15 protein-coding genes are annotated in these 22,763 nt (G+C 70.3%); 8 read left to right on the top strand and 7 right to left on the bottom strand.

The annotated features are described in order from the left end of the window. Positions 1 to 20: 20 nt before the first annotated feature. A complete protein-coding gene (locus tag ADL15_RS08180; RefSeq protein ID WP_067686487.1) occupies positions 21 to 1,406 on the bottom strand; it encodes an O-antigen ligase family protein in 1,386 nt (461 codons plus the stop codon). Further along, positions 1,403 to 2,389, bottom strand: coding sequence for a hypothetical protein (locus tag ADL15_RS08175; RefSeq protein WP_067686484.1), 987 nt, complete (start codon positions 2,387 to 2,389; stop codon positions 1,403 to 1,405). Before ADL15_RS08175 ends, ADL15_RS08180 begins: the two co-directional genes overlap by 4 nt. Positions 2,390 to 2,700: 311 nt before the next feature. On the opposite strand from ADL15_RS08175, the gene ADL15_RS08170 reads away from it, so the two are divergent. The 4 genes from ADL15_RS08170 to ADL15_RS08155 all read left to right on the top strand — a co-directional run bounded on the left by ADL15_RS08170 (position 2,701) and on the right by ADL15_RS08155 (position 6,930). After that, the gene (locus ADL15_RS08170) at positions 2,701 to 3,756 is read left to right on the top strand and encodes a glycosyltransferase family protein (RefSeq protein WP_157441235.1); all 1,056 of its coding nucleotides are present in this window, start codon (positions 2,701 to 2,703) and stop codon (positions 3,754 to 3,756) included. A 393-nt stretch (positions 3,757 to 4,149) separates the two neighbouring features. Beyond that, on the top strand, positions 4,150 to 5,391 hold the full coding sequence (locus ADL15_RS08165; protein ID WP_232343957.1) for a glycosyltransferase family 4 protein: 1,242 nt from the start codon (positions 4,150 to 4,152) through the stop codon (positions 5,389 to 5,391). Then, positions 5,388 to 6,254 (top strand): glycosyltransferase, encoded by an 867-nt coding sequence (locus ADL15_RS08160; protein WP_067686479.1) that lies wholly within the window; start codon positions 5,388 to 5,390, stop codon positions 6,252 to 6,254. Before ADL15_RS08165 ends, ADL15_RS08160 begins: the two co-directional genes overlap by 4 nt. A 7-nt stretch (positions 6,255 to 6,261) precedes the next feature. Continuing rightward, on the top strand, positions 6,262 to 6,930 hold the full coding sequence (locus tag ADL15_RS08155) for a polysaccharide deacetylase family protein (protein ID WP_067686477.1): 669 nt from the start codon (positions 6,262 to 6,264) through the stop codon (positions 6,928 to 6,930). Between the two features lie 45 nt (positions 6,931 to 6,975). On the opposite strand, the gene ADL15_RS08150 is transcribed toward ADL15_RS08155, so the two are convergent. Next, positions 6,976 to 7,890 carry a glycosyltransferase family 2 protein gene (locus ADL15_RS08150; RefSeq protein ID WP_232343956.1) on the bottom strand — a complete coding sequence of 305 codons (915 nt, stop codon included), beginning with the start codon at positions 7,888 to 7,890 and terminating at the stop codon, positions 6,976 to 6,978. A 371-nt stretch (positions 7,891 to 8,261) separates the two neighbouring features. On the opposite strand from ADL15_RS08150, the gene ADL15_RS08145 reads away from it, so the two are divergent. Further along, positions 8,262 to 11,384 carry a N,N-dimethylformamidase beta subunit family domain-containing protein gene (locus ADL15_RS08145; protein ID WP_198170627.1) on the top strand — a complete coding sequence of 1,041 codons (3,123 nt, stop codon included), beginning with the start codon at positions 8,262 to 8,264 and terminating at the stop codon, positions 11,382 to 11,384. A gap of 13 nt (positions 11,385 to 11,397) precedes the next feature. Further along, the gene (locus ADL15_RS08140; RefSeq protein WP_067686461.1) at positions 11,398 to 15,837 is read left to right on the top strand and encodes a DUF4082 domain-containing protein; all 4,440 of its coding nucleotides are present in this window, start codon (positions 11,398 to 11,400) and stop codon (positions 15,835 to 15,837) included. 449 nt (positions 15,838 to 16,286) lie between these two features. On the opposite strand, the gene ADL15_RS08135 is transcribed toward ADL15_RS08140, so the two are convergent. The 4 genes from ADL15_RS08135 to rfbA form a co-directional block, all read right to left on the bottom strand. Then, positions 16,287 to 17,600: a UDP-glucose dehydrogenase family protein gene (locus tag ADL15_RS08135; RefSeq protein ID WP_067686458.1), complete on the bottom strand. Its 1,314-nt coding sequence runs from the start codon at positions 17,598 to 17,600 to the stop codon at positions 16,287 to 16,289. Then, the gene (locus tag ADL15_RS08130) at positions 17,600 to 18,982 is read right to left on the bottom strand and encodes a sugar transferase (protein WP_338025524.1); all 1,383 of its coding nucleotides are present in this window, start codon (positions 18,980 to 18,982) and stop codon (positions 17,600 to 17,602) included. Before ADL15_RS08130 ends, ADL15_RS08135 begins: the two co-directional genes overlap by 1 nt. Positions 18,983 to 19,408: 426 nt before the next feature. Further along, positions 19,409 to 20,020: a dTDP-4-dehydrorhamnose 3,5-epimerase family protein gene (locus ADL15_RS08125; RefSeq protein WP_067686446.1), complete on the bottom strand. Its 612-nt coding sequence runs from the start codon at positions 20,018 to 20,020 to the stop codon at positions 19,409 to 19,411. Next, the gene (gene rfbA / locus ADL15_RS08120; RefSeq protein WP_067686723.1) at positions 20,017 to 20,901 is read right to left on the bottom strand and encodes a glucose-1-phosphate thymidylyltransferase RfbA; all 885 of its coding nucleotides are present in this window, start codon (positions 20,899 to 20,901) and stop codon (positions 20,017 to 20,019) included. Before rfbA ends, ADL15_RS08125 begins: the two co-directional genes overlap by 4 nt. Before the next feature lie 45 nt (positions 20,902 to 20,946). On the opposite strand from rfbA, the gene rfbB reads away from it, so the two are divergent. Next, a complete protein-coding gene (gene rfbB, locus ADL15_RS08115) occupies positions 20,947 to 21,924 on the top strand; it encodes a dTDP-glucose 4,6-dehydratase (RefSeq protein ID WP_067686444.1) in 978 nt (325 codons plus the stop codon). Further along, positions 21,924 to 22,763, top strand: a complete 840-nt coding sequence (gene rfbD / locus ADL15_RS08110; RefSeq protein ID WP_198170625.1) for a dTDP-4-dehydrorhamnose reductase — start codon at positions 21,924 to 21,926, stop codon at positions 22,761 to 22,763. The genes rfbB and rfbD overlap by 1 nt, the downstream gene beginning before the upstream one ends.

The following is a 22,763-nucleotide window of genomic DNA, read 5'->3' as shown; positions in this document are numbered from 1 at the left end:
CCTTATTTCTTGCTTAAGACTTACGACTGCGTGTGCACACCCGATGTCCGGATTGTTCGGGCCGGATGACTGAACCGCCAGACCACCCCGCAGAGGCCGACGAACAGGGCCACCGTGATGGAGAACGTCGTGTAGTACATCGAGTCGAACGTGCCGCCGACCACGATCGCGACCACCTGCGCCGAGATGAGCGCGGCACACAGGTGCCGGTCCTCCTCGAGCTTGGAACGCCGCAGCGCGATGACCGCCAGGGTGATCGACGCGACGTGCACCAGCAGCAGCGCCAGCACACCGATCATGCCGCCGGTGACCAGCGTGTAGAGCCACTGGTTGTCCAGGATGGTGTCCCGCACCGGGTCGGCCAGCAGGGTCCGCGGACCGCGCCCGAGCCACGGCCGCTGGTCGAAGAAGTGCCCGACCATGGCGTAGTCGTTGGTGCGGCCGGCGATGCTCGGGTCGACACCGACGTTGAGGAACATCGCCTTCAGCGTGCCGAGCACACCCGGCTTGACCATCATGATCGAGACGATCGCGAAGACGCCGATGTACATGAACGTGTAGCGCATCCGCCAGGACCAGATCGGCACCATGATCAGCAGCGCGATGACGAGCGCCACGATGCCGGTCCGGGAGATCGACATCGGGTTCGCGATGGCCAGCAGGAAACCGCAGACCGCGGCCGCCCGGCGCTGGAACTTCGTCTTGGCGAACCGGGCGACGTGGATGGCGAACGGCACCATCATCGCCACCACGGCGCTGAACTCGATGTAGTGCGTGGTGGTGCCGGCGATCCGGAACTGCCCGGCGTCACCACGGTCGCTGAAGCCGGCCAGGCCGCCCTTGAGCTCCAGGCCGGGGATCACGAAGTACTGCGAGATGTCGAACTTCAGCACCGCCTGGACGATGCCGACCACGGCCATGAAACCGGCGCAGTAGACCATCACCCGCAGCAGCCGGTTGAGCCGCTCCCAGTTCTGCACCCCGTCGGCCACGATCAGCGCCGCCCCGAGGAACTCGAACAGCTGCAGCATCGCGAAGTTCTGCGCGTTGGCCTCCTGCGTCGGCAGACCGCGCAACAGCCCCGCGATGTACGACAACAGGTTGGCGACCAGGTAGAACCCGAGGAACCAGCGGATCGGCTGCGGCCCGACCAGCAGCAGCCTAGGGCTGAGCCGGGCCAGGCACCACCAGGCGAACATCAGCATGGCCAGCAGCAGCGCCGGCCGGCCCGCGTAGGTCAGGTTCGGAACGATCAGCGTGCCCGGCATGACGTACAGCAGCACCAGCATGACCACCAGCACCGAGACGACGTCGATCGTCGTCCGGCGCCGGCGCGAGCCGTACGTGTGCTGCTCGAGCAGTGACGGCTCGAAGTCGACCGGGTGTGAGACGGCCGCCGAACTCAACGACGTTCGGCCTTCTTGTCGTCACGCTTCCCGCCGCCCCACGGGGGCAGGACGATCGTGGCGTCGGCCGGTGCCTGCTCGAGCCGCGGGTCGGCGGCCGGGCCGGAGCCCTGGTTCGAGCGGTACGTGCCGTCCGAGGAACCGCGGCGCTGCGCCGGAGCGCCGCCACCGTTGCCGTTGTTGTTGCCGTTGGCCGGCCGGGCCGGCTCGCTCTTGCCCGGCGCCGGGGTGGACCGGGGCGACTGCGTGGCGCGCGGGTGGATGACCGTCTGGGTCGCCTCGAAACTCGGCGGCACCGAGGTGCCGTTGCGCCCGTCCAGCGACGCGGCGCCGACCGCGGAACCCACCGTCTCCGGCTCGTCGTCCTCGTTGCGCCGGCGGGCCCGGGCACGCAGCAGCGCGTCCACGCCGATGGTGAACCCGGCGGTCAGCAGCAGGCCGAGACCACCAGCGACCACCATGACCCGCATGATCTTGGAGTTCTTGACCGTGACCTCACTGCCGTCGTCGAGCTCCAGCATGGTGATGGTCTGGCTCTTGGTAACCCGCAGCGTCTCCTGACGCCGCGCGACCGCGTCGGCGATCGCCTTCTGCACGTACTGCACCGTCTGGGTCGCCTGCTCCGGTGAGTCGCCGACCGCCTCGATCCCGAACAGCGGCACCTGGTCGATGGTGACCGTGATGTTGTCGCTCAGCCCGTCCTTGACCATGTCCTCGAGGACCGACTTCTTGGTCACGTCGATGACGGTGGCGTTGGCCAGTGCCTCGTATCCGAGCTCCCACCAAGGGTTGTCGATCGGGTTCTTCGACCCGTCCTTGGCCGTGGTGCCCACCGGCGGAATGAACTGGATGTGCCCGACGGCGCTGTAGTCCGGTTTGACGGTCACGGCAGCGACACCGACGAGCACCAAGGTCACCAGGAGCATCGGGAGTGAGAGGTACCAACGCCGGAAGAGCAGCTTGGTCATGTCCCAGAGGTCCACACGTTCCCCTTGCCCTTTACCTGATGTATGTACTGAAAAGCCGGGGCCCAACGGCCGACCAGCGGGTAGAACCTAGTGGGCACCGCCCGGGTGGCGCCAGTGCCTACCGAGCGTGCGCGATGCAGGCCACCGACGATATGCGTCACAGTGACGCGGCAATATCGATAATAGGGTACTTCTCGTCACGGAACCGGTCGGCAATTGGACGCGCTCGCCGGTACGAACGGTGGTTGCCAGCCGCCATCTGGCCCGGAATGGTTGCGAGGTGGCCGAAACCGGCCGGAATCGAGACTCGTGGAGCACCACCTGTTATGACGAATGCGATCGTCCGCCCGGTCCGCGAGGCCCTGCTACGCGCGGCCGGCAGCCGCGACCTGCGCCGGCGCACCCCGGCCGGGGTCCGCTACGACGCGACCGCGCCGGGCACCGACACCATCTACTACCTGAGCCCGGACGAGAGCAGCCCGTCCGGCGGCATCCGGGTCATCTACCGGCACGTCGACCTGCTCAACGCCGCCGGTCTGAAGGCCGCGGTGCTGCACGAGAAGCCCGGCTTCCGGGTCGGCTGGTTCGCCAACGACACCCGGGTGCTGGCTGCCCGGGACGTGACGCTGGGCCGCAGCGACCTGCTGGTGGTGCCGGAGTTCTACGGCCCGGGCCTGGCCGCGCTGCCGCCCGCCGTCCGCAAGGTGATCTTCAATCAGAACGCGTACCAGACGTTCTCCCGGGTGCCGTTCGGGGCGACCGGGCCGGGGGCGCCGTATGCCGCGGTGGCCGGGCTGCAGGCGCTGCTGACCGTCTCCGAGGACAACGCAGCCCTGCTCAGGCACGCTTTCCCGGCGCTGCCGACGCACATCGCCCGGGTGGTGGTGGACGAGCGGGTCTTCCATCCCGGCAGCGCGCCGGCCGGACGGCGGATCGGGTACATGCCGCGGCGCCGGGCCGAGGAGCAGGAGCAGCTGCTGCACATCCTGCGCGCCCGGGGCGTGCTGGACGGCTGGGAGCTGACCCCGATCGACGGGCTCGGCGAGGCGCAGACCGCCGAGGCGCTGCGCGGCTGCGCGGTCTTCCTGAGCTTCAGCGAACGGGAGGGTTTCGGCCTGCCGCCGGCCGAGGCGATGGCCAGCGGCGCCTACGTGGTGGGCTTCACCGGGCTGGCCGGGCGGGACTTCTTCGACCCGGCGTTCTGCACGCCGGTGGCCGAGGCCGACCTGCTGGCCTTCGCGGTCGCCGTCGAACAGATCCTGGGCCGGGACCCGGCGACGCTGGCCGCGGCCGGGCAGGCGGCGTCCAAGGAGATCCTCTCCCGCTACCACGAGGAGGGGCTGCGGGCCGACCTGCTCGCGTTCTACGCCACTCTGCGCTGACCCGACCGTCACCCGAAGCCACCGTCGCGCTCCCGCGGCGGTGGCTTTTTTGTGCCCCGGCGCTCCGTCCACACTCCACTGTCCGCATCAAGACAACCCCAAGATCACCGTACGTGACGTCGCCGCGACAATGCGCAATAACGTACATCAGGGTCAATATCTACAGTGCATTCGCGGGGCATAACCGGCGCCCGGGAGGTGTCACCCAAAACGGGCATTAACCCTAATGTGGATCAAGATGACCGTCTAAGTGAAACGGACGATCTGAACTCGCCCGGTCAGCCGGTGTTCGCCGTCAGCGGCATCGGACACTGTTTCCTGCGAACCATTCGATCCAGGGGGCTAGACGAGACGATGCCAAGAAATCCGCACGTCACCATTCTCATCGCCAACTTGCCGGCCGAACGTGACCGTCGAGTCATCCGGGAGTGCCTGACGCTGGAGGCCAAGGGCTTCGACGTGACGGTCATCGCGCCGCGCGGTGACAAGAACCTGAAGGTGCTGCCGGGCAGCCGCAACACCCGGCTCAAGCCGTACCCGGTCAAGGTCTACGGTAGCGGGATCCTCACGTTCGGTGTCGAGTTCGGCTGGTCGTTCGCCTGCATCGCGACCCGGCTGATCGGCGAGATCTTCTCCGGCCGCGCGCACGCCGTCCAGGTCTGCAACCCGCCGGACGTCTACTGGCCGCTCGCCCTGGCGCTGCGCGCGATCGGCCGGCCCTGGGTGTTCGACCACCACGACCTGTGCCCGGAGGTCTACATCTCCCGCGGCGGCGAGCCCAACAAGTGGGTGCTGCGGATGCTCAACGCTCTGGAGTGGCTCACGCTACGCACCGCTACCGAGGTCGTCGCGACGAACGAGTCGTTCAAGGACAACGCGGTCCGCAAGGGTGTGCACCCGGACAAGGTGACCGTGGTCCGCAACGGCCCGTCGCTGAAGGAGATCGCCGTCGACGGCGACCCCGAGGAGATCATCGCCGAGGACGGCGTCCGCAAGATCGTGTACCTGGGCGTCTTCGGCCCGCAGGACAACGTCGAAGGCGTGGTGCTGGCCGCCGACGAGCTGATCAAGCTGCGCGGCCGGGGCGGCTGGAAGGTCGTGCTCGCCGGCGACGGCGAGAGCATGCAGTCGGTGGCCACCCTGATCGCCGAGCGCGGCCTCGAGGACGTGGTCGAGCTGACCGGCTGGCTCAACGGCGACCAGGTCGACGAGGTGCTGCGCTCGGCCACCATCGCGATCCAGCCGGACCTGCCGACCCGGATGAACCAGCTCTCCACGATGGCCAAGACCGTCGAGTACGTCGGCCGGGGCCTGCCCGTGGTCGCCGCCGACGGCATCGAGACCCGCCGCACCCTGGGCGACGCCGGCGCGTACGTGCCGACCGGTGCCCCGGCCGAGTTCGCCGGCATGCTCAACGAGCTGCTCGACGACCCGGACCGCCGCCGCCAGATGCGCAAGCTCGGCCGCGACCGGTTCCTCAGCAAGCTGTCCTGGGAGCACCAGGCCGGCCCGTACGCCGCGGTCTTCGAGCGGCTGCTCGCCAAGCGCCTGCGCGGCCGGGGCGCCACACCGACCGCCCAGATCCCGCGCCAGCGCACCGGCTCCGACGCACCCGCCCGGGTGGACCAGCCGTGACCAGCATCGTCATCGCCGCACACAACGAGGCGGCGGTCATCGGCCGTTGCCTCGACGCCCTGCTCGCCGGTGCGGCGCCGGGCGAGTTCGACGTGACGGTGGTGGCCAACGGCTGCACCGACGACACCGTGGCCGCCGCCACCCGCCCCGGCGTACGCGTGCTCGACCTGGCCACGCCGGGCAAGGCGCACGCGCTCAACGCCGGTGACGAGGTGGCCGTCGGGTTCCCGCGGATCTACCTGGACGCCGACATCGTGCTCAGCACCGCCGCGGTGCGCGCGCTGGGCGAGGCCCTCGACCGCGGGGCGCTGGCCGCCACCGTGGGACGGCAGCTGGTGCTCGACGGGCGGCCGGTCGCGGTCCGCGCGTACTTCGCGGTGCACGGCCGGCTGCCGGTGTTCCGCGACGGGCTGTTCGGCCGCGGGGTACTGGCCGTCTCCGCCGCCGGGCGGGCCCGGTTCGGCACGTTCCCCGAGCTGGTCGCGGACGACCTGTTCCTGGACTCACAGTTCAGCCAGGCGGAGAAGGCGCACGTCACGGCGTACACCGCAAAGGTGGAAACCCCGCGGCGGACCGACGACCTGGTGAAACGCCTGGTCCGAGTGCGCGGCGGGAACGCCGCGATGCGGGCCGCGGCCGAGCGCGGCGAGATCACCGTTCCGGTACGCCCGGCCGCCCGGCTCTCCTGGCTGCGCGACGTGGTGCTGCCGAAACCGTGGCTGGCGCCGGCCGCCGTGGTCTACGTGGCGATCACGATGAAGGCGGCGCGTGCCGCTCAGCAGGCCGGCGACGGCGGCGCGGCGTGGGGCCGTGACGAATCGTCGCGGCAGGACTCCGCAGCTGATCCGGCGCCGAGGCGATAGGGACGACATGCAGAACGACACCGTCATCAACATCTGCTTCCACGGCATCGGTACGCCGCAGCGCGAGCTGGAGCCGGGCGAGGACCGGTACTGGATCAGCGAGGACCTCTACGCGGCGGTCCTGGACGAGATCCGTGAGTGGCCCTCGGTCCGGATCAGCTTCGACGACGGCAACGCCTCGGACGCCGAGCTCGGCCTGCCCGGTCTGGTCGAGCGCGGCCTGACCGCGGAGTTCTTCGTGCTGGCCAGCCGGCTCGACGCGGCCGGCAGCCTGAGCACCGAGCAGATCCACGCGCTGCAGGGCGCGGGCATGGCGATCGGCACCCACGGCATGTGGCACAAGCCGTGGCGCGGCATGGACGCGGCGACCAGTGACGTCGAGCTGGTCACCGCCCGCGAGCAGATCGCCGCGGTCACCGGCACCCCGGTCACCACCGCGGCCTGCCCGCTCGGCCGGTACGACCGGCAGCTGCTCACCCGGATGCGCGCGCTCGGCTACACCCGGGTGTTCACCAGCGACCGCCGCAAGGCCCGGGCGAACGCCTGGCTGCAGCCGCGCTACAGCGTGCGCCGCGACGACACCCCGGCGTCGCTGCGGGCCGAGGCCCTGGTCGGGCCGGGCGTGCTGAGCAAGCTCAAGCTGGAAGCCGTCGGCGCCGTCAAGCGCCTGCGATAGCCGAAAGAGAAGCGCCCGGAGCCTGTGGCCCCGGGCGCTTCTTCGTTACTTCTTCGGCCGGTGCACCGTGTGCGGTCCCGGCGCCTCGCGCATCCGGGCCGGGCTCACCAGCGCCCGCGCCGCCATCTTGCTCGGCTCCTTGCCCAGAGCCGCCCGGCTCGCCTCGCGTAGCAGCAGCGCCGCCCAGAACGCGCTGGCCGCCACCTTCCCGCGCCGGCGGCCGTAGAGGCGCACCTTGTTGAGGGTCAGCAGCGTCCACAGCCCCGGCGACACCTTGGAGTCACCCTCCAGGTGCACCGCGCGGGCGGCCGGCGTGAACCGGGTGGCGAACCCGGCGTCGCGGGCCCGCAGCGCGAAGTCGGTCTCCTCCGAGTAGAGGAAGAACGACTCGTCCCACGGCGCCACCCGGTTCCAGCACTCGGCGCTGATCAGCACCGTGGAACCCTCGGCCCAGTCGGTCAGCCGCTCGTCGGCGTAGAGCCGCTCGTCGGTGACCATTTCGCCGAACGCCGGGTAGCGCCCGGCCCGGACCGCGCCGAGCAGCGCGTCGCCGAGCACCCGGAACGTGCCGGGCTCACGGCGCATGGTGTGGATCAGGCGGTCGTCGCCGTCGACCAGCAACGGCACGGCGATGCCGGTGCCGTCCTTGCGCAGCACCTCGAGCAGGGTGGTGATGCAGCCGGGGGTGAGCCGGACATCCGGGTTGAGCACCAGGACCGCGCTGAACGGGCCGGCCTTGGCGACCGCCGCGTTGATGCCCGCGGCGTACCCGGCGTTGCGGCCCATCTCGACCACCGTGGCGTCCGGCGCCAACCGGCGCACCGCGCCCACCGAGTCGTCGGCGGAGGCGTTGTCGGCGACGGTGAGATGCCAGCCGACCCCGGCCAGGCCGGGTCCGAGCGAAGCGATGAGGTCCGGCAGCAACCGCTCGCTGTTGTAGGTGACGACGACTACAGCCACCGTCTCGGGCGTAGCTGTATCGGGCGTGCTGTCCAACTTGTTCTCCCAGTCTCGCGGACGGACCCATCCTGCCGTCCCCCTCGCCTGGCCGGTACGGCCGGACGGTCGTGACCAGGCATCCCGGCCCGCCTGTCGATGACCGAACGGGCCGAGTGATCCGCCTCTTCGGCCGCTGACCTGCGCCGACAGGATTGAAAACGTTCCCGTCGCAGGCAGTTGTCAGATATCCGGCAGCCGTATCAGATCATCGATGTAGATGATCCGGTCGATAACTTGCGCCTTAAACGGATGCCGGCCTCGCGGCCGGGAAGGCGGTTCCTGTGCGTAAACCCTGGCCCTTCTCACCGCGAACGCTGCTGGCCCTCGTGCTGGTGGCTACGGCACTCACCGTCCTGCCCGGATCACCGGCCTCCGCCGACCCGTGCGCTCCCCTGGTCAACCCGATCGCGTGTGAGAACACCAAGACCGGCACCCCGCGCGCCACCTGGGACGTGTCCGGCGCCGGCAGCACCGCGGTGCAGGGCTTCGCCACCCAGATGAGCGTGAACACCGGCGAGACGATCAGCTTCAAGGTGAAGTCGACGGCGACGTCGTACCGCCTGGACATCTACCGGATGGGCTACTACGCCGGCAACGGCGCGCGGCTGGTCGCCACGGTCAACCCGGTCGGCCGGCAGACCCAGCCGAACTGCATCAGCAGCGCCTCGACCGGGCTCGTCGACTGCGGCAACTGGGCGGTCTCGGCGTCCTGGGCGGTACCGGCCACCGCGGTCTCCGGCATCTACTTCGCTCGCCTGGTGCGCACCGACGGCACCGCCGGGGCCAGTCACATCGTGTTCGTGGTGCGTGACGACGCCAGCCACTCCGGGCTGCTCTTCCAGACCTCGGACACCACCTGGCAGGCCTACAACCAGTACGGCGGCAACAGCCTCTACGTCGGCTCGCCGGCCGGCCGGGCGTACAAGGTGAGCTACAACCGCCCGGTCACCACCCGCGGCACCGGCCCCGAGGACGCGGTCTTCAACGCCGAGTACCCGATGGTGCGCTGGCTCGAGGCGAACGGCTACGACGTCAGCTACACCTCCGGCGTCGACTCGGACGCCCGCGGCCCACTGATCAAGAACCACAAGACGTTCCTCTCGGTCGGCCACGACGAGTACTGGTCCGGCAAGCAGCGCGCCAACGTCGAGGCCGCCCGGGACGCCGGCGTGAACCTGGCGTTCTTCAGCGGCAACGAGGTGTTCTGGAAGACCCGCTGGGAGACCTCGGTGGACGGCTCGGGCACGCCGTACCGGACCCTCGTCGCGTACAAGGAGACGCACGCCAACGCGAAGATCGACCCGACCGCGGAGTGGACCGGCAGCTGGCGTGACCCGCGGTTCAGCCCGCCCGCCGACGGCGGCCGCCCGGAGAACAACCTCACCGGTACGGTCTTCGAGGTCAACGAGGGCACCGTCAACCTCAAGGTGCCCGCCGACGACGGCAAGATGCGGTTCTGGCGCGGCACCACGGTCGCCACCCAGGCCGCCGGGGCCACCGCCACGCTGGGCACCGGCACGCTCGGCTACGAGTGGGACGAGGACGCCGACAACGGGTTCCGCCCGCGCGGCGCCATCCGCCTCTCCACCACCACCGCGTCCGGCCTGGACGTGCTGCAGGACTACGGCAGCACGTACGCCACCGGCAGCGCCACCCACCGCCTCACCCTCTACCGCGCGCCCAGCGGCGCCCTGGTCTTCGGCGGCGGCACCGTGCAGTGGTCGTGGGGTCTGGACAGCGACCACGACCGGGGTTCCGGCGCGGCCAGCGTCCCGATGCGCCAGGCCACCGTCAACCTCTTCGCCGACATGGGCGTGCAGCCGGCCACCCTGCAGACCGGGCTGACCGCCGCCACCGCCTCCACCGACACCGTCGCGCCGGTCGCCGTCCTCACCGCGCCGGCCGCCGGGGCCACCGTGGCCGCGGGCGCACCGGTCACCGTGTCCGGCACCGCCACCGACACCGGCGGGCTGGTCGGCGGTGTCGAGGTCAGCACCGACGACGGCGTCACCTGGCACCCGGCGAACGGGCGGGCCACCTGGAGCTACTCCTGGACGCCGCGCGGCGCCGGGGCCACCGTCATCCGGGTGCGGGCGTCCGACGACAGCGCGAACGTCGGCGCCGACACCACCCGGGCGGTCACCGTGGGCGCCCGCACCTGCCCGTGCACGATCTGGGACGCCGCGGCCACCCCGTCGACCCCGGCCGACCCGGACACCAGCGGCACCGAGGTCGGCACGAAGTTCCGCGCCGACGCGGCCGGTCAGGTCACCGCGATCCGGTTCTACAAGGGCAGCGGCAACACCGGTACGCACGTCGGTCACCTGTGGAACGCGGCCGGCACGCTGCTCTCCACCGTCACGTTCAGCGGCGAGTCGGCGAGCGGCTGGCAGCAGGCGAACCTGGCCACCCCGGTCACGCTGACCGCGGGCGCCACCTACGTGGTCTCCTACTACGCCCCGGTCGGCCGGTACGCCGGCGACACCGGCTACTTCGCCACCGAGGGGGTGGACAGCGCCCCGCTGCACGCGCTGCGGGACGGCGTCGACGGGGTCAACGGCGTGTACCGGCTCGGCACCGGGTTCCCGACGCTGGCCTGGCAGTCCGCGAACTACTGGGTCGACGTGGTGTTCACCCCGGGCGGGACCGCCCCGGACACCACCGCGCCGACGGTGACCGCGCGTACCCCGGCTTCCGGGGCGACCGGGGTCGCCTCCACCAGCGCGGTGACCGCCACGTTCAGCGAGCCGGTCTCGAACGCGGCGGTGACCACGAGCGTCGCCGGAACCACGTCCTATGACGCGGGCAGCCGGACGGTCACGTTCCAACCGGCCGCCGCGCTCGCCGCGTCGACCAGCTACACGGTCACCGTCAGCGGGGCGAAGGACACCGCGGGCAACGTCATGACCAGCACGTCCTGGTCGTTCACCACCGCGGCGAGCACCCCGCCGCCGCCCGGGTGTCCCTGCTCGGTCTGGGCGACCACCGCGGTGCCGGGCACCCCGGCGGACTCGGACACCTCGGCCGTCGAGGTCGGCATGCGGTTCCGTGCCGACGCGACCGGCAAGGTCACCGGGGTCCGGTTCTACAAGGGCAGCGGCAACACCGGTACGCACGTCGGTCACCTGTGGAGCGCGACCGGCACCCTGCTCGGCACGGTGAGCTTCAGCGGCGAGAGTGCGACCGGCTGGCAGACCGCCACGTTCGCCACGCCCGTCGCGGTCACCGCGAACACCACCTACGTCGTGTCGTACTACGCGCCGGTCGGTCGCTACGCCGGCGACGGCGGCTACTTCGCGACCACGGGGGTCGACAACGGCCCGCTGCACGCGCTGCGTGACGGCGCGGACGGCGCCAACGGCGTCTACCGGTACGGAACCGGCGGCGGATTCCCGGACAGCACCTGGAACTCCGCCAACTACTGGGTCGACGTCGTGTTCACCCCCGGCACCTGAGGAGCAACCGATCTTGTACGAACCAACCCCCCGGTCGCGGAGGGCGTGGCTGCCCTTCGCGATCTGCCTGGCCCTGATAGCCGCCCTGCTCACCCCGGGCTCACCGGCTCAGGCCGCGACGTGCCCGTGCACGATCTGGCCGGCCACCGCCACGCCCGGCACCGCCGCCGACCCCGACCCGTCCGCGATCGAGGTCGGCGTGAAGTTCCGCTCCGACGTCGCCGGCTCGGTCACCGGGGTGCGCTTCTACAAGGGCACCGGCAACACCGGCACCCACATCGGTCACCTGTGGACCGCGGCCGGAGCCAACCTCGGCACCGTCACGTTCACCGGCGAGACCGCGACCGGCTGGCAGAGCGCCACGTTCGCCACCCCGATCGCGATCACTGCGAACACCACGTACGTCGCGTCGTACTACGCGCCGGTCGGCCGGTACGCCGGTGACGACGGCACGTTCGCCGCGGCCGGGGTGGACAACGCCCCGCTGCACGCGCTGCGCGACGGCGAGGACGGCGCCAACGGCGTCTACCGGTACGGCACCGGCGGGGGCTTCCCGTCGAACACGTACCAGTCCGCCAACTACTGGGTCGACGTCACGTTCACCACGTCGGCGGCCGACACCACGCCGCCGGCGGTCACCGCGACCAGCCCGGCCAACGGCGCGACCGGTGTCGCCACGACGGCCGGGGTCAGCGCCACCTTCACCGAGCCGGTGACCACCGCCGCGATCGCCATCCCCGGGGTCGCCGGCGCCACCAGCTACAACTCGGCGACCAGGACGGTCACCTTCCAGCCGTCGGCGCCGCTCGCCGCGTCGACCGCGTACACCGCGACGGTCAGCGGGGCCAAGGACGCCGCGGGCAACACGATGACCGCGGTGACGTTCTCGTTCACCACCGCGGCGGTCGGCGGGTCGGGCTGCCCGTGCACCATCTGGGCGTCCACCGCCACGCCGGCCACCCCCGCGGTCAGCGACAACAACGCGGTCGAGGTCGGTGTCCGGTTCCGCAGCACCACGGCCGGGTACATCACCGGGCTGCGGTTCTACAAGGGACTCGGCAACACCGGGACGCACACCGGCTCGCTCTGGTCGAACACCGGCACCCGGCTGGCGACCGTGACGTTCACCGGGGAGACCGCGACCGGCTGGCAGAGCGCCACGCTGGCCGGTCCGGTGGCGGTCACGGCGAACACCACGTACGTGGCGTCGTACCACACCGACAGCGGCTTCTACGCGGCCTCGGCGAACGGCTTCACCGCCGCGGTGGCCCGGGGGCCGCTGACCGCGCTGGCCAACGGCACCGACGGCGGCAACGGGGTGTACCGCTACGGCGCGACCGCGTTTCCGACCAGCACGTACCAGTCGACGAACTACTGGGTCGACGTCACCTTCGACACCACCGCCGTCGACTCGACACCGCCGACGGTGATCTCCCGCGCGCCGCTGGCCGGTGCCGCGGGTGTGCCGGTCTCCGGTGCGATCACCGCGACGTTCAGCGAGCCGGCCACCGCCGTCACCATCGCCGTGACCGGTCCGTCCGGCGCGGTCGCCGGGGCCACCGCCTACGACAGCGCGACGAGCACCGCCCGGTTCACCCCGACGGCCGCATTGGCCACCTCGACGGCGTACACCGCGACGGTCAGCGGTGGCCGGGACGCGGCCGGCAACGTGATGACGCCGGTCACCTGGTCGTTCACCACCGCCGCGCCGCCTCCCCCGGCGCCGGACCAAGGCCCGGGCGGCCCGATCCTCCTCATCAAGCCGGCCGCCAGCAGCTTCACCCCGTTCATCGCCGAGGTGCTGCGCAACGAGGGCCTCAACGAGTTCGCCACCGCCGACCTGTCCGTGGTCACCGCGACCACGCTCAACCAGTACGACGTGGTGCTCCTCGGCGCGACCCCGCTCACCGCCGCCCAGGTCAGCATGTTCACCACCTGGGTGAACGCCGGCGGCAACCTGATCACGTTCCGGCCGGACAAGCAGCTGGCCGGTCTGCTCGGGCTGACCGCCACCACGGCCACCCTCGCCGAGGGCTACCTGAAGGTGGACACCGCGTCCTCCCCGGGTGCCGGCATCACCGGTGAGACGATCCAGTACCACGGCACCGCCGACCGGTACACGCTCTCCGGTGCCCGCGCGGTCGCGACGCTGTACTCCAGCGCCACGGCGGCCACCACCAGCCCGGCCGTCTCACTGGCCGACGTCGGCACGGCCGGCGGGCAGGCCGCGGCGTTCAGCTTCGACTTCGCCCAGTCGCTGGTCTGGACCCGGCAGGGCAACCCGGCCTGGGAGAAGCAGGAACGCGACGGCACCGCGCCGATCCGCTCCGACGACCTGTACTACGGCGGCAGCGGCACCACGGACTGGGTGAACCTGGCCAAGGTGGCCGTCCCGCAGGCCGACGAGCAGCAGCGGCTGCTGGCCAACCTGATCGGGGCGATGAACCTGGACCGCAAGCCGCTGCCGAAGTTCTGGTACTTCCCGCGCAGCCTCAAGGCCGTGGTGGTCGCCACCGGTGACGACCACGCGACCGGCGGCACCGCGGGACGGTTCGACCAGTACGCGGCGAACAGCCCGGCCGGGTGTGTCGTCGACAACTGGGAGTGCCCGAGGTTCACCTCGTACATCTTCCCGAGCACGCCGCTGACCAACGGCCAGGCGACGAGTTACCAGTCGCGGGGCTTCGAGGTCGGGCTGCACGTGAACACGAACTGCGCCGACTGGACCACGTCGTCGCTGGCCGGGTTCTACGCCGACCAGCTGGCCACCTGGAAGTCCAAGTACAGCGGGGTGACCGCGCCGGTCACCAACCGTACGCACTGCATCGTCTGGTCGGACTGGTCGACGCAGGCCTCCACCGAGGGCGCGAACGGCATCCGCCTGGACACCAACTACTACTACTGGCCGGGCCCGTGGGTGGCCGACCGTCCGGGCTTCATGACCGGCTCCGGGATGCCGATGCGGTTCGCCGACAAGACCGGTGCGCTGATCGACGTGTACCAGGCGGCGACGCAGATGACCGACGAGTCGGCGCAGAGCTACCCGTACACGGTGGACACTCTGCTGGACGCGGCGCTCGGGCCGGACGGCCGCTACGGGGCGTTCACCGCGAACATGCACACCGACGCGTCGACGACGTACGACAGCGACGAGGTGCTCGACTCGGCGCTGCGGCACGGCGTACCGGTGGTCACCGCTCGTCAGCTGCTCACCTGGCTGGACGGGCGCAACGGGTCGTCGTACAGCGCGACGTCGTGGTCCGGTGACACGCTGTCGTTCACGGTGAACGTGGGCGCCGGCGCGAACGGGCTGACCGGCATGGTGCCGACCCTCGGCACCGGCGGCCGCACGCTCACCACGCTGACCCGGGCCGGCGTCGCCGTCCCGTTCACCCGCACCACGATCAAGGGCGTCGAGTACGCGATGTACACGGCGGCGCCGGGCACCTACGCGGCGACCTACGGCACCGCGCCGGCCGCCGCGCCGGCGATCACCGCGACCACGCTGAAGGTCGCCGCCACGTCGGCCGGTGTCACGGTGGCCGGCACGGTCCCGGGCAGCACCGAGGTCCAGTACGGCACCTCGGCGACCAGCCTCACCGCGACGGTGGTGGACGGCACGCAGGCCGCCCGCCGCACGGTCACCCTCGGCAACCTGAAGCCCGGCACCGCGTACTGGTACCGGGTCAAGGTCACCGCGCCGTCCGGCCGCACCACGCTCTCCGCGGTGAAACGGCTCGACACCCCGAGGACCGACCGCCGCAAGCCCGGTCTGTCCAAGCCCACGGTCACGGCCCGCCCGGACGGCACCGCCCAGGTCAGCTGGCGTGCCGACGAGTCCGCGGCCGGCACGCTGCTGGTCGGCACGTCGGCGGGCGCGCTCGCCGCGTGGCCCGGCACGACCACCGGCACCCGGCAGAGCGCGGTGGTGACCCAGCTGAAGCCGGGCACCACCTACCACTACCGGATCCGCAGCGTCGACGCGTCCGGCAACGTCACCACCTGGCCGAAACTGACCAGCCCGCCGGCGACCTTCGTGTCGTCCGCGGTCGGTGTCGCCGACTTCACCGCACCGCAGCTGCGCACCGGCACGGAGTCACACACCGTGGTCACCGCCGACGGTATCCGGCTCACCGCCGGCAGCCGCTCCGGCAGCCACGTGTCGCGGGTCCTGGACGCGCAGCAGATGGTCACCTGGGACCGCCTGAGCTACCAGGCAAGCGTCCCGGCAGGGACGACCCTCAAGGTCTACGTCCGCACCGGCAGCACCACCACACCGGACGGCACGTGGTCCGGGTGGGCCGCGGTCAAGCAGGGCGGCCAGGTTAAGGGCGGTTCCCGCTACGCCCAGTACCGCGTCGAACTGACCCGCTCCGGCACCACCAGCCCGGTCCTGCACGGCGTGGGCATCACCTCGAACGGCAGACCCCTGGAAGTCCACTCCGAGAAGTAGTCCACTCCCGATCAGCCACCCCGCCGGCCCTTCCGGCGGGGTGGTTCTCTTTCTGCCACATCAACCCCATATGGTACGAATACCGAGCGCCCGTCCGTAGGCTACGAGCCGCGTCCCGTGGTGGTCTCGCGCGAGACCGCTTCCCCTGCCGACCGCAGCGCGCTTCCGGGCAGCCAGAACCTCGGGCCGCGCCGCGGCCTTGCGTGGTCACGGTCGCGCGCGCCGGTCGCGGAGGGCGCCGGTCGCGGCGAAACGCCGCGAGCACCAGCCGAAGTGTTCGGCTGGTGCTCGGGGGTGTCTCAGCGCCGCCGGGGGGGCGGGAGGCGCGGGATGACGGTGAGTGGCATCGGTGTCGCGCGAGACCACCACGTGACGTGGCTTGTAGCCTACGGACTAGCGCTCGGTATTCGTACCAAATAGGACGGCCTCAAAACCGGCCCACCGGAACGTCACGGACGGCCGAGAGCCCGGTATTCCCAGCCTGCCGCCCGCCACTCGGCGGGGACCAGGGCGTGCCGGCCATCGACGATCTTCGTCTGGCGGGCGACCGCGCCGATCACCTCCGGCGAGATGTCGCGGAACTCGTTCCACTCGGTGAGCAGCACGACCACGTCGGCGTCGCGGGCCGCGTCCAGAGCGTTGACGGCATAGGTCAGCTCCGGGTGCACCCGGCGGGCGTTGTCCATCGCGGCCGGGTCGTAGACGACCACGTGTGCGCCCATCCGGTGCAGCGACGCGGCCACGTCGAGCGCCGGCGCGTCCCGGATGTCGTCCGAATTCGGTTTGAAGGCGGCACCGAGCGCGGCCACCTTCTTGCCCTCGACGACCCCGCCGCACAGCTCGACGACCAGGTCGACGGTGCGGGCGCGGCGGCGGCGGTTGATGCCGTCGATCTCGCGCAGGAAGCCGACCGCCTGGCCGACGCCGAGCTCCTCGGCCCGGTGCGCGAACGCCCGGATGTCCTTGGGCAGGCAGCCGCCGCCGAAGCCGAGGCCGGGGCGCAGGAACTTGCCGCCGATCCGCTCGTCGTAGGCCAGCGCCTCGGCCAGGTCGTGCACGTCCGCGCCGGTCGCCTCGCAGATCTCGGCCATCGCGTTGATGTAGGAGATCTTCGTGGCCAGGAACGAGTTCGCGGCCACCTTGACCAGCTCGGCGGTCTTCAGGTCGGTGACCTTGACCGGTACGCCCTGCGCGAGCACCGGCTCGAACGCGGCCCGCAGCTGTTCCTCGGCCCACGCCGTGGTGACGCCGAAGACCATCCGGTCGGGCTTCATGGTGTCGTCGACCGCGAAGCCCTCGCGCAGGAACTCCGGGTTCCAGGCGAGTTCCACGTCGGTGCCGGCCGGCGCCAGCTCGTGCAGCAGCCCGGCGAGCCGGTCCGCGGTGCCGACCGGGACGGTGGACTTGCCGACCACCAGCGTACGGCGGGTCAGGTGCGGGGCGAGGCTGGTGACGGCCGCGTCGACATACGTCATGTCGGCCGCCTCGGAGTCCTTCTGCTGCGGGGTGCCCACGCAGATGAAGTGGACGTCACCGAACTCGGCGGCCTCCTGGAAGCTGGTGCTGAAGCGCAGCCGGCCGGACTCCAGGGCCTTGGTGAGCAGCTCGGGCAGGCCGGGTTCGAAGAACGGCACCTCCCCCGACGCCAGCTTCTCGATCTTCGTGGTGTCGACGTCGACGCCGAGCACCTCGTAGCCCATGACGGCCATACAGATCGCATGGGTGGCGCCGAGATAGCCGGTGCCGATCACGGTGAGGCGCATCAGTAAGCCCCCGAACTGCGCACCACGGCGCTGACGGTACGGAAAAGGATGGCGAGGTCCATGGCGAGTGACCAGTTCTCGACGTAGGTGAGGTCGAGCCGGATCGACTCCTCCCAGGACAGGTCGGAGCGGCCGGACACCTGCCACAGGCCGGTGAGTCCGGGTTTGACCACGAGCCGGCGGAGCATGTCGGACGGGTATCCGGCGACTTCCCGGGCCAGCGGCGGCCGCGGCCCGACGAGCGACATGTCGCCCTTCAGGACGTTGATCAGTTGGGGCAGTTCGTCCACCGAGAAGCGGCGCAGCCAGTTGCCGACCGGGGTGATCCGCGGGTCTTCCTTGATCTTGAAGAGCCCGCCGTCGTGCTCGTTGTGCTTCTCCAGCTCGGCGAGCCGGGCCTCGGCGTCGACCACCATGGTGCGGAACTTGTAGAGCATGAACGTCTTGCCGTCCTTGCCCACCCGCTCCTGCTTGAAGATCGCCGGTCCGCGGCCGCCCTTGCCGAACATCACCAGGGCGGACACCAGCAGCAGCGCCGGCGAGAGCACCGCGAGCAGGATGATCGCGCCGACCCGGTCGAAGGTGGCCTTGAGGAACCGGGCGCTGCCCTTCAGCTTGGGGTGCTCGACGTGCAGCATCGGCAGGCCGTCGACCGGGCGGATGGTGGTCCGGTCGCCGGCCACGTCGACCAGCGTGCTGGCCACGATCAGGTCGATCTCGTCGCGTTCCAGCTGCCAGGCGAGCCGGCGCAGGGCCGGGCCGTCGATCTCCGGGCAGGCCAGCACGATGACGGTGTCCGCGTCGGCCCGGGTCACCGCCGAGTTGACCGTGTCGAACGTGCCGTACACCGGAGGCATGCCGGCGGCGAAGGTCTTCGGGGTGGGTGCGACCGGCAGGACCGCGCCGATCACGCCGAGGCCGTGGTACCGCTCGCGGCGCAGGCGCCGGGTCATGTCGGAGACCGCGGCCTCGTGGCCGACCAGCAGCACCCGGTGCAACCGGGCGCCACGGCCCCAGGACCGGTGCAGGCGCTGCCTATACAGGTATCGCGCGCCCAGGTCAACGACGATGGCCAGCGGTAGGGCGATACTCACATACCCTCGCGCAAGCCTCAGGTCGAAGGCGAAGGAGACGATAGCCAGAGCAGCCATCAACGCCACACCGGAACGGAAGACTCGGGCGTACTCGTCGGTGCCGACGAACAGGTGGCGCGGTTCGTAGGCGCGGTTTGCCGAGAGGCACACGATCCAGGCGAGCGGCAGCACGGCCGTCAGCAGGATGTAGCCCCTCATGTTCGGTTCGTCACCGTCCGGGCCGAACCGCAGGACCAAGGCCCAGCAGGCGGCGCCGAGCGCGACGGCGTAGTCGATCAGGTACAGCATCCGGGCATACCGGTTCTGCCAACCCGCACGCGTCTCGCCGGCACGTTTTCCCCGTCTGGCCTGGAGTGCTCTATCACTCAGGTCGACGGTCGCCAGCGATTCGATTGTCTGCACGCCTCTGCCCCCATTGGCTGCGGTCAATCCATTACATAACTTTAACGGCGAAACCGGACAAGCCGGTCACACCACGTGCCGGGCACCTTCGGTGCTCGACGGTGTTCAGTGGGTCACACGCTGGAGACCCACCGGACACATGAGACAGACTGCTGAACTGCACCTGGTTCGCGCTACACCTTTCCGTACACCGCGAATAGCGATTCGGATGAGGCGGAAACGAAAACCACGGGAGTCGTTCAGACCGGGCCTGTCCGCATTACGGGACTCGCATACTACGGCGATCGAGGCAGGTCAATCGTCCACATCCGACTATTGACTGTCATCAAAACGACGCATTGTTTCGACATAGTCACGGCATGTGTCGTACTGGGGTAGCAGACCGGCCTCCAGCGCTTCGGACAGTGACGGCGCCGTCGCATCCTTCGGGGACAGCAACGGCGTCTGCACCGGCCACGCGATGGCCAGGGACGGATCGAGCGGGTTGATCCCGTGCTCGTGCCCCGGACGGTACGTGGCCGAACAGAGGTACGCCACCGTAGCGCCCTCGGTCAGCGAACAGAAGGCGTGTCCCAGACCTTCCGCGAGGTAGACGGCCTTGCGCTCCCGATCGTCGAGCGGAACAGCCTCCCACTGACCGAAAGTGGGTGAGCCGACCCGGATGTCCACGATCACATCCACGATCGATCCGGAGACACACGTCACGTACTTCGCCTGCCCGGGCGGCACGTCGGCGAAGTGCACGCCGCGCACCACACCCTGGGCCGAGGTGGACAGGTTCGCCTGGGCCAGATCGAGCGGATGCCCCACCGCGGCGGCCAGGTGGTCGAAGCGGTACCACTCGAGGAACGTGCCACGGTCGTCGCCGTGCTGCGCCGGCGTGATCTCCCAGGCGCCCTCGATGGCCAGCGGCCGGATCTTCATCGGGCGCCACCGAACGGGCCGGTCTCCAGCAGCTGCTCCAGGTAGACCCCGTAACCGCTCTTGAGCAGCGGCTGGGCCACCTCACGCAGCTGGTCGTCGGTGATGAAGCCGAGTCGCCAGGCGGCCTCCTCGACACAGCCGATCTTCAAGCCCTGGCGTTCCTCGATCACCCGCACGTACTCCGACGCCTGGACCATCGACTGGAACGTGCCGGTGTCCAGCCAGACCGTGCCCCGATCCAGAACGGTCACGTCCAGCTGCCCGCGGCGCAGGTACTCCTCGTTCACCGCGGTGATCTCCAACTCGCCCCGGGCGCTCGGCACCAGGTTCTCCGCGATCTTCACCACGTCGGCATCGTAGAAGTACAGACCCGGGACGACATAGGTCGACTTCGGCTTGTCCGGTTTCTCCTCGATGGATCGCGCCTTGCCGGACTCGTCGAACTCGACCACGCCGTAGCGCTCCGGGTCCGACACCGGGTAGGCGAACACCCGCCCGCCGACCGGCCGGGTGAACTTCGCGAGCTGCCGGCCGAGGCCGACGCCGTGGAAGATGTTGTCACCCAGGATCAGCGCGACCGGCTCGTCGCCGATGAAATCCGCGCCGATTCGGAATGCCTGGGCGATGCCGTCCGGTTTCGGCTGAGCCGCATAGGAAAGCTCGAGTCCGAAACGACTGCCGTCACCCAGCAGCCGCTGGAATTGTGGTTGGTCCTCGGGTGTGGTGATGACCAGGATCTCCCGAATACCGGCGGAGACGAGTGTGGTCAACGGGTAGTACACCATCGGTTTGTCAAAAATTGGCATGAGCTGTTTCGACATGGCCATGGTGATGGGCCACAACCGGGAGCCGGTGCCACCGGCCAGGAGAATTCCGCGCACCGAGGCAGAGTAATCACAGCAGAAGCGGTAGTACACTCGCCCGTTGTGCAGATTTTCGTGACCGGGGGCGCAGGCTTCATCGGTTCGGCCTATGTCCGAGCCGTACTAAAGGATGAATTCGCTGGTGCGGTCGGCGCCAAGGTGACCGTCCTGGACCTGTTGTCCTATTCGGGCAACCTCGCCAATTTACCCATGACAGATTCCCGACTGCGGTTCGTGCAGGGCGACATCACCGATGCCGCACTGCTGCGTGACCTGCTGCCGGGCCATGACGCGGTGGTGCATTTCGCCGCCGAATCACACGTCGACCGCTCGATCAGCGGGGCCGTGCCGTTCGTCACCACGAACGTACTCGGCACCCAGATCCTGCTGGACGCGGCGCGGGAGGCCGGCGTCGGCCGGTTCCTGCACGTCTCCACCGACGAGGTGTACGGGTCGATCAGCGAGGGCTCCTGGACCGAGACGTGGTCGCTGGACCCGAACTCGCCGTACGCGGCGTCGAAGGCCTCCTCCGACCTGCTCGCGCTCGCCGCGCACCGCACGCACGGCATGGACGTGGTGGTCACCCGCTGCTCCAACAACTACGGCACGCACCAGTTCCCGGAGAAGGTCATCCCGCTGTTCGTCAGCAACCTGCTGGACGGCAAGCAGGTCCCGCTCTACGGCGACGGCGGCAACATCCGCGACTGGCTCCACGTCACCGACCACGTCCGCGGCATCCAGCTCGCCCTGGACAAGGGCCGGGCCGGCGAGGTCTACAACATCGGCGGCGGCACCGAGCTGTCCAACCGTGAGCTGACCGGCATGCTGCTCGACGCGTGCGGCGCGGGCTGGGACATGGTCCGCCCGGTCGAGGACCGCAAGGGCCACGACCGGCGGTACTCCCTGGACATCACCAAGATCAGCAAAGAGCTCGGCTACACCCCGCAGGTCACCCTGGAGCAGGGCCTGGCCGACACGGTCACCTGGTACCGGGAGAACCGCGCCTGGTGGGAGCCGCTCAAGGCCCGGGCCGGCCTCTGATGCGCTGGCTGATCACCGGCGCCGGTGGAATGCTCGGCCAGGACCTGCAAACGGTCCTCCGTGCCTCCGGGGAGTCGGACGTCGTCGCGGCGACCCGTGCCGACCTGGACATCACCTCCGGAAAAGCGGTCGCTGACGCGGTTGACGGCACCGACGTGGTGATCAACGCGGCCGCCTGGACCGACGTCGACGGCGCGGAGGCCGCCGAGGAGGCCGCCACCGCGATCAACGGGCACGGCGTCCGGAATCTCGCGGAGGCGGCCGGCAAACGGCTGATCCACATCTCGACCGACTACGTCTTCGACGGCGCGGCCACCTCGCCGTATCCGGAGGACGCGGCGCGGGCACCGCTGAACGCTTACGGCCGCGGTAAGGCGGTGGGCGAGGAGGCTGTGCTGGCGGCGGGTGGTTTCGTGGTCAGAACAGCTTGGTTGTACGGCGAGCACGGCCCCAATTTCGTCCGCACCATGCTGCGCCTGGCCGCCGAACGCGACACCCTCGACGTGGTCGACGACCAGCAGGGCCCGCCCACCTGGTCGTACGCCCTGGCCCAGCAGCTGGTCGCGCTCGCCCGGGCCGGCGCCGCACCGGGCGTCTACCACGGCACCGCGGCCGGCTCGACCACGTGGTTCGGCCTGGCCCAGGCCACGTTCGCCGAGGCCGGCCTGGACCCGTCGCGGGTCCGGCCGACCACGAGCGACCGCTTCGTCCGCCCGGCGCCGCGGCCGTCGTACAGCGTCCTCGGCCACGCCCGCTGGGCGGGGAGCGGCGTCACTCCCCTGCCCGACTGGCGCACGTCACTGAGCGAGGCGATGCCGGCTCTGCTCAAGCAGGGCTGA

The sequence above is a fragment of the Actinoplanes awajinensis subsp. mycoplanecinus genome (assembly GCF_001509495.1).
In the GTDB taxonomy this organism is placed as follows: domain Bacteria; phylum Actinomycetota; class Actinomycetes; order Mycobacteriales; family Micromonosporaceae; genus Actinoplanes; species Actinoplanes palleronii.
The sequence above is the reverse complement of the archived record's forward strand: the minus strand, read 5'-3'. Positions and strand labels throughout refer to the sequence as shown.